The 7233-nt window shown below is 57.4% G+C and carries 7 protein-coding genes and 1 pseudogene; all 8 read left to right on the top strand.

Annotated features, from left to right (window positions below; genetic code table 11):
• Nucleotides 1-132: 132 nt before the first annotated feature.
• The 8 genes and pseudogenes from SO156_RS40675 to SO156_RS40640 all read left to right on the top strand — a co-directional run bounded on the left by SO156_RS40675 (nt 133) and on the right by SO156_RS40640 (nt 7076).
• Nucleotides 133-1332: a CpaE/TadZ family protein gene (locus SO156_RS40675; protein WP_498538722.1), complete on the top strand. Its 1200-nt coding sequence runs from the start codon at nt 133-135 to the stop codon at nt 1330-1332.
• Between the two features lie 134 nt (nt 1333-1466).
• Nucleotides 1467-2774 (top strand): TadA family conjugal transfer-associated ATPase, encoded by a 1308-nt coding sequence (locus SO156_RS40670; RefSeq protein ID WP_498538724.1) that lies wholly within the window; start codon nt 1467-1469, stop codon nt 2772-2774.
• A complete protein-coding gene (locus SO156_RS40665) occupies nt 2774-3703 on the top strand; it encodes a type II secretion system F family protein (RefSeq protein WP_498538721.1) in 930 nt (309 codons plus the stop codon). Before SO156_RS40670 ends, SO156_RS40665 begins: the two co-directional genes overlap by 1 nt.
• Nucleotides 3700-4608 (top strand): type II secretion system F family protein, encoded by a 909-nt coding sequence (locus tag SO156_RS40660; protein WP_498538720.1) that lies wholly within the window; start codon nt 3700-3702, stop codon nt 4606-4608. The genes SO156_RS40665 and SO156_RS40660 overlap by 4 nt, the downstream gene beginning before the upstream one ends.
• An 81-nt stretch (nt 4609-4689) precedes the next feature.
• Nucleotides 4690-5310 carry a hypothetical protein gene (locus SO156_RS40655; protein ID WP_498538719.1) on the top strand — a complete coding sequence of 207 codons (621 nt, stop codon included), beginning with the start codon at nt 4690-4692 and terminating at the stop codon, nt 5308-5310.
• A gap of 9 nt (nt 5311-5319) precedes the next feature.
• A pseudogene (locus SO156_RS40650) lies at nt 5320-5472 on the top strand (pilus assembly protein TadG-related protein); the annotation flags it as partial.
• 591 nt (nt 5473-6063) lie between these two features.
• Complete coding sequence (locus SO156_RS40645; RefSeq protein WP_498538725.1) at nt 6064-6624, top strand: hypothetical protein; 561 nt, start codon at nt 6064-6066, stop codon at nt 6622-6624.
• The gene (locus tag SO156_RS40640; protein ID WP_498538718.1) at nt 6624-7076 is read left to right on the top strand and encodes a TadE/TadG family type IV pilus assembly protein; all 453 of its coding nucleotides are present in this window, start codon (nt 6624-6626) and stop codon (nt 7074-7076) included. Before SO156_RS40645 ends, SO156_RS40640 begins: the two co-directional genes overlap by 1 nt.
• The last annotated feature ends 157 nt before the right edge of the window (nt 7077-7233 follow it).

Raw genomic sequence — 7233 nt, 5'->3', positions numbered from 1 at the left:
GGAATACTCAGTCAGGAAACAAGATTCAACCACAGGCTGTGGCGACTTGCCGAAGGTTGCCCGCGAGAGTGAAAAGGTGGTGGTTCATGCAGCAGATGAGGCTGAGGCGGTCAAGCCGCAGGAGAAACGGCGATGAGCGTTAACATGGCTATAGTCAACCCGCTTGATGAAGCTCCATCTGTCGCAACGCGCGACCGAATTGTCTGTTTCGTAAACGACGAGCTGAGCGCAGCAGCTTTGCGCAAAGGGCTCGAAGGCAGCAACCTGTCGATCAGGCGTGGCACCATTCGCAACGCCATACGGATGCTCGAGACCGACACCGAACTATTCGCGCTGGTGGCGGACATCAGCGGCATCGATGATCCCTTCACCGAGCTGCAAAGGTTGTCCGCCGTCTGCCCACCTGATGTCCTGGTGGCCCTGATCGGTGAGAGCAGAGAGATCATCTTCTACCGCGAGCTGATGGAAATCGGCTTGACCGAGTACCTTCCGACGCCGCTCACGCGCGATATGGTGTTGCACCAGCTACGTCCGAAGCTGCTTGGCGACACGGCGCCCGCCGCAACCGATCGTGGTGGGCATGTGATCTCGATCTGCGGCGCGCAAGGGGGCGCCGGGGCAACGAGTATTGCTATCAATCTCGCACTGCAACTGGCCGAGACCACGAAGGCCAAGGTCGCGCTGCTCGACCTTCATTTACAGAACGGCGAAACGGCGGTGATGTTGGGGGTTCGGCCTGGGCCAGGGCTGCGCATCGCTTTGGAAAATCCAATGCGGGCGGACACACTGTTCCTCGAACGCGCGGCCATTGATATCAACGAGCGTGTTTGTTTGATTTCCGCCGATGAGGATTTGGATGCACAGCTGGACATCACTGAAGCGGGAGTGAGACACGTACTGGGTCTGCTCCGTCAACGGTTCAACTACATCGTCGTCGATGTACCAGTGCCGTTTCCGCCATCCATCCATCCGGTGATCATGCTGTCTCGCCAAGTGCTGGTGCTGCTGGAGGCTGAAGTGACCGGACTTCGCAATGCGCATGCTCTCCGCGCTGCCGTCACCAGCATCGCCGGTAAAGACCGTGTTTTTACTTTGCTCAATCGTGCCGGTCGTCCGGGGGGCCTTCCCAGGGCAATGGTTGTCAAGGCCTTAGGCGCAGATCCGGACATGGTGATTCCCGATCTCGGCAAAGGGATGACCCAAGCTGTCAATCTGGGAATTCCAGCTTTGAAGCACGTACGAAAACTGCGCCGTCACCTCGCGCCCATTGTCCGGGAGATCACTGGTGTCGGCATCGTGCGGCAGGGATGGTTCAGGAGGCTGTTCCGGTGACGAAAAAATTCGGCACGCGCGAACGCGACGGCGCGCCAACCCGTTTTCCTGCATCTGTGGAAAGGGACGGCACGCCAACCGGCTTGCCCACGTTGACGCCAAACCGCGACGAACCTTCGACCGACCAGCCCGTGATGCAAGTTTCACCGCACGAACGAGGCGCTATGCCGGCTTCGCCGCACGAACGAGCTGACATGCCGGCTTCGCTGCGCGAAAGGGTCATTGAGCAGATTGAGCCATCGGTGGCCGCGACTGTTTCCCGCGATGTTCTTCGGCGGCAGATCGAGGAAATCATCCATGGAATCGCCAACCAGGAACGGCTCGAACTGTCCGGCCGTGAGCAGTTTCAGCTAGCGGACGAGATTGCGGACGACATGACCGGCTACGGGCCGCTGCGTTCGCTCCTGATGGATGAATCGATCAACGATATCATGGTCAACGGACCAAGTAACGTTTATGTCGAGCGATACGGCAAGCTGGAACGGGTCGCGCTGCGATTCCGCGACAATGAGCACATCGCGTCGGTGGCGCAGAAGATCGCGGCCCGAGTTGGACGGCGGGTTGACGAGTCCAGCCCGATGGTGGATTGCCGCTTGCCGGACGGCAGCCGAGTCAACATCATCTTCCCGCCGCTAGCGATCCATAGTCCCTGCATTTCGATCCGAAAATTTCCAAGTCGCCGTTTGAATTTGGCCGGAATGGTCGAAAACGGCACAATGACCGCAGCCATGAGACAATTGCTGGAGATTGCCGCCCGATCTCGGCTCAATGTTCTGGTCTCTGGCGGTACCGGTTCTGGCAAGACGACACTGTTGAACGCCCTGAGCCAACACATTGATCACAGTGAGCGCATTGTCACCATCGAGGATGCCGCAGAGTTGCAGCTGCAACAGCCGCATGTGATCAGCCTGGAGACCCGGCCTCCTAGCCTCGAGGGCACCGGGCAGGTGACACAACGCGATCTGGTGTGGAATGCCCTGCGGATGCGTCCTGACCGGATCGTCGTAGGCGAAGTGCGCGGCGCTGAAGCATTTGACATGCTGCAAGCGATGAACACCGGCCATGATGGTTCGATCTCGACGGTGCACGCTAACAGCGCCCGCGACGCACTGACCCGTATTGAAAACATGGTGCAGATGGGGCAGCCAAATCTGCCGCTGCGGGCGATTCGAGCTCAGATCGTTGCGGCGTTGGATGTCATCGTGCAAGTGGAACGCATGCGAGATGGACAGCGCCGCATCGTCCAAATCAGCGAGGTGACCGGCCTGGAAACCGACGTGATCACCACCAATGACATCGCGGCGTTCGAGTACCAAGAGGATGATGTTCACGGGCGGATCTTGGGCGCCTACCGGTCCACCCATTCAATCCCAAAATTCAAGAGCCGGCTTGCCTATTATGGGCTTGATCGAGCTTGGGCTGAGGCTATGAGGCAACTGTAATGCTGCCAGTTTTGATCATCATTGTCCTGGCGCTCCTGATCTGCGCAGCGGTCGTGTCGTTGTGGCTCGACGGTCGAGAGAGCCGCATCGTTCGTCAGGTAGCGATAGCTCTACCAACCTCACATTCGGCGAGCCGGCCCTCCATCCGTCGGCTACAGGCCGGATCCCGACAGCGGTTGTTCCACCGCTTGGTCAATTATAACGCAGAGACAAATTACCTTTGGCACCCTGCGTATCCGCTCCTTGCCGGCGTCATCGCAGCAGCGGCAGTCCTTTATGTTACTAGCCTGCTGGATTTCACCACCCTCTACGCATATCTGGCGGCGGCAATTGTGGCCATCATGGTGGTACGCGGTCTGTTTGGGTGGCAGCAACGTCGCGTCGCCGATCAACTTTTTCGACAGCTACCTGATGCGATCCAGATAGTGGCAAGTACTGTTAGATCCGGGCTCCCTGTGAACGAAGCATTTCGCACCATCTCCCGCGAGATGCCGCAACCAACGGCTGGACAGTTTGCGATCGTATGCAGCGAATTGAGTCTGGGGAGGCCTCCCGAGGAAGCTGTAGAGGCGGTCTATCGGCGAACGCAAGTGGCAGAGTATGCGATGTTCGCGGTGACACTGGCAGTCCAGATGAAGTCTGGTGGCAGTTTGGCTGAAACCTTGCAGACTCTGGGAGACACCGTGAGTCAGCGCGTTGCGCTGGCTGCTCGCGCCAAGGCGCTGGCAGCCGAGGTGATCTTTTCTTCACGAGCCCTTTCATGCATGCCCGTCATTGTAGGTGGGATATTCTACTGGATCAGTCCGGAATCGATTTCTCTGCTGTTCACGGATCCGACCGGAAACAAACTGCTGGCGTATGCGGTATGCTCGGTGCTTGCCGGGCACTTTGTGATACGTTGGATGATCAGAAGGGATACGGCACTATGAGTGTTGTTCTCGGTTTGGCGGCCTCCGCCATAGCAGTTGCGGCTGCGGCCGCGGTGTTGATCATCCGCGAAATCCATCTGCGTGCATTGAACACGAGGGTGTCGAACGCCGTGATCGGTGTTTCTGGCAAATCAGCCCCCATCCAGAACATGACCGGTTTGTTTTCATCGCTCGGCGCGAAGTATCAGCGCTTCTACGCTCCGGAAAATCTGGAACAACTGCGAACGATCCTTCAATCATCCGGCTTCAATCATTTTCGAGTCTTGCCAATCTGGATCGGTGTCAAAACTGTCAGCATGTGCTTGTTTCCGATCGGTGCGCTTATTGTTGCGCAGCTTTTGGGGAAGCCACTGACCGATGTGTTGATCTTCACCCTCGTTGGCGGGGTGATCGGAATCATGGGGCCGCGATTGATCCTGTTGCTGCTGAAACGGCGCTTTGATGCGGCCATTCGGCTCGGCACGCCGGACGCTATCGATTTGCTGGTTGTATGCACCGAAGCAGGAATGGGGCTGGAGAGCGCGGTGCAACGCGTTGCGGAAGAAATGAACGAGACGAATCCTGCGACGGCCGGGGTGCTATACGATCTTCTTGATAACCTCAGGGTCTTGCCAAACCGCAGCGAGGCGTTCGAGAAATTCGGATCTACATCAGAGGGACTTCGCCGATTCGGCACCATTGTCAGCCAGAGCCTGCAATACGGAACGCCGTTGAGCCAGGCTCTGCGCAGTGTCGCGGTCGACCTGCGGCGAGAACGTATCACCAAGCTGGAAGAAAGAGCACACAAGCTGGGCGCCAAGCTGACGGCTCCGATGGTGTTGTTCATGCTTCCAGCCATGTTCGTCATCTTGGGCGGAAGTCCGTATCTGCGCCTCATAGCGACGTTCACTAACGTAGGGAAGTAAGGCCATAAGCCAGGTTATCTTATTGAACCACTGGTCTTAACTAACGATCCGCTCTTTGGTCCGCTCCTTCGAGGAAGGCTTGTGATCCAGAAATTCTTTCATAAGCAAATGATGATGGCAGGTTGGAATGCTCCATTCGGAGTCGCTAAAGCAGAACGCAATTTAAGGGTGCTATGGTGCAGCAAGGTGTTCAGAGCCAAATGTTTTAAGGGGCAGGTTAACGCCGAGGGTAATACTATGGCTGAAAGCACGGTTTTGGCCGGAAACGACAAAGCGACCGCCACGGGCCTGGTCTCGGATCAGCGCGGCGCCGCCTCGTTGGAGATGACGATCGTTTCCCTTTTCATGATGCTTTTCCTGCTTGTGCCGCTTGCCGACTTGGCTGTCGCCGGCTTTAGGTTCAACGCCGCACATCAGGCGTTGCGTGATATGGGACAGCGCACCGCATTTTCACCACCGGGCGACGTTACCAGTTCGAGTAGCATTGCCAGCTGGCAATCCTCGCTTCCCTCGACAGTCGATGGTTATTCGGTTAGTGCGCAGGTTTACTGCGGTAACCCCGCGGCACTGGCGCCGTGCGCTTCCAGCGCCACCGTGCCGAAGTATTACACCTTCACGATAAGTTTTACCTTGGCACCGCTGGTGCTTAGATCAGTGTTGTGCAGCACCTGCACGGTGACGTACTCACAACCATTCCAGTAGGAGGACGTCGTGCGTAACCTGCTTCGCTGTCGTGGTGGCTCCGTCTCCCTCGCAACCGTTATCGCGCTCGTGCCAGTGATAGGAGTGGTCGCACTTGGGGCCGAGGCGGGATCGTGGTACGTCATCAAGAAACACGAGCAGAATACGGCTGATAGTGCCGCAGTGGCCGCTGCGCTGCAAATCGTGAACGGTGACACACAGCCTAATTTCGGCACACTGAATGGCTTCTCGTCATCAAATGTAACGTTGACCCCTGGTACGTATAGCGCCGGGTCTTTTAGCGCCGGTGGCGCCTCTCCGAATGCAGTTCAAGCTGTGGTCAGTCAGTGCCAACCCCAGAATTTGTCGTTGTTGGTTTACACTGCGAGTTGCAACGGCACGACGAAGACTGTAACGATCACCGCACAAGCTGTCGCGAGTATTCTCACACCAAACAAGCTTCCATGCGCTTTGGCGTTGAATGGATCTATTTCGTTCCACGATAACGGAGTCGCGGTCAGCGCCCCAAACTGTACATTCGCATCAAACGTCCCCGCGCCCCCCGCCTCGCAAATCGGTATTGACCTCTCACATACACCCAGCCCATTCACTCTTGGTGGGCTATCGACGTCTGGGAGCTGCAGCGGATCCAGTTGTAGCTCTCACACGCCACCAGTGATCACTTATGCTCCGCCGGTAACGAATCCGTTCACTGCCCTCACAAACGCGCTGACCAGCCCGAGCACTTTGACACTGCCAGCGTGCAGCGGCGGATTGACGCCTTATACTGCCAGCACACCGTGTGCCAACGATAATCAAACATTGAATAGCGCCACCTCTATAACTGTCAGTGGTGTCTACTTTTTCTCTGGAGGGCTGACGCTGGGTGGCAACGGTTCACTTACGACCGCGGCGGGCGTGTCGGCGACGATTATTGTGCTTCCGGTCTTTGATAAAAAAGGAGTACAACAACAAGCCCTCAAGATGGCTGGCGGTAGTACATTTAACGTCACTGCACCAACGACAGCGCCGTCCGCATCCGCGCTTCCTAGTCAGCTTGGATCTGTCGCTAATCTTCTCGCGGATCTAGCGATCTTTGATCCTGAACCGTCACCGAAGGTTACTGGCAACTCCACCTTTGCTGGTAGTGGTGTGTTTTACCTCCCCAACGCAAATCCCCTCAACTTTCAGGGCAATTCAACCTCCGCCAGTAGCACCTGCACCGAGGTCATCGCCGCATCCATCCAGTTCTCCGGCTCGTCAAACTACTTGAATAACTCGGGATGCCCGCAGAACATAGTACCTAAGAGCCAGTTTGTAGCTTTGGTGCAGTGATGAGAAAGCTCGATCAACGAGGCGTCGCGGCGCTGGAGTTTTGCCTCGTCGCTCTGCCTTTGTTCATGTTGATGTTCGCAATTTTCGATTTGGGACGTTACGCAATCACGGTTCAGTCATTGCGGGCGCTTGCGAATGCTGGCGCCCGGTTCATGATGATCAATTGCTACACGCCCACCGTAATAGGAACAACTCCTTCGTCGCCATGGTCGGCGAGCAACACATCGCCCTCGAGCTGTACCGGCGACCCCCTGCCGGCCGCCGCGGACAAGCAAGCCGTTGCCCCGTTGCTGTACAACACCGGCGGTCCGCCGACGCTGAACATACCGGCGCCGGCTGCGGGGGCCACTGCGCTGACTGTTACGGCCTCTCAACCAAATTTCACCATGATCATGCCGGTATGGGGCACGGCGTTCAACGCGCCGAGCGCGTCCACCTCAGTCCCGTTCTAGCAGCTCCCAGGCAATCGTCCTGGCCTGGCCCCTGTTGTCTGAACAGATTTTCCCCGCCGGCGGAGGCTGCCAGGCGGAGGGGGCAGGAGGGGCTTCGCGGCTGGTTGGTCGGGTGCCGCCGGTTGCGCCCTCACCAAGCTGCCTATCATCTCGGAGC

The sequence above is a fragment of the Bradyrhizobium sp. UFLA05-125 genome (assembly GCF_059803515.1).
The sequence above is the reverse complement of the archived record's forward strand: the minus strand, read 5'-3'. Positions and strand labels throughout refer to the sequence as shown.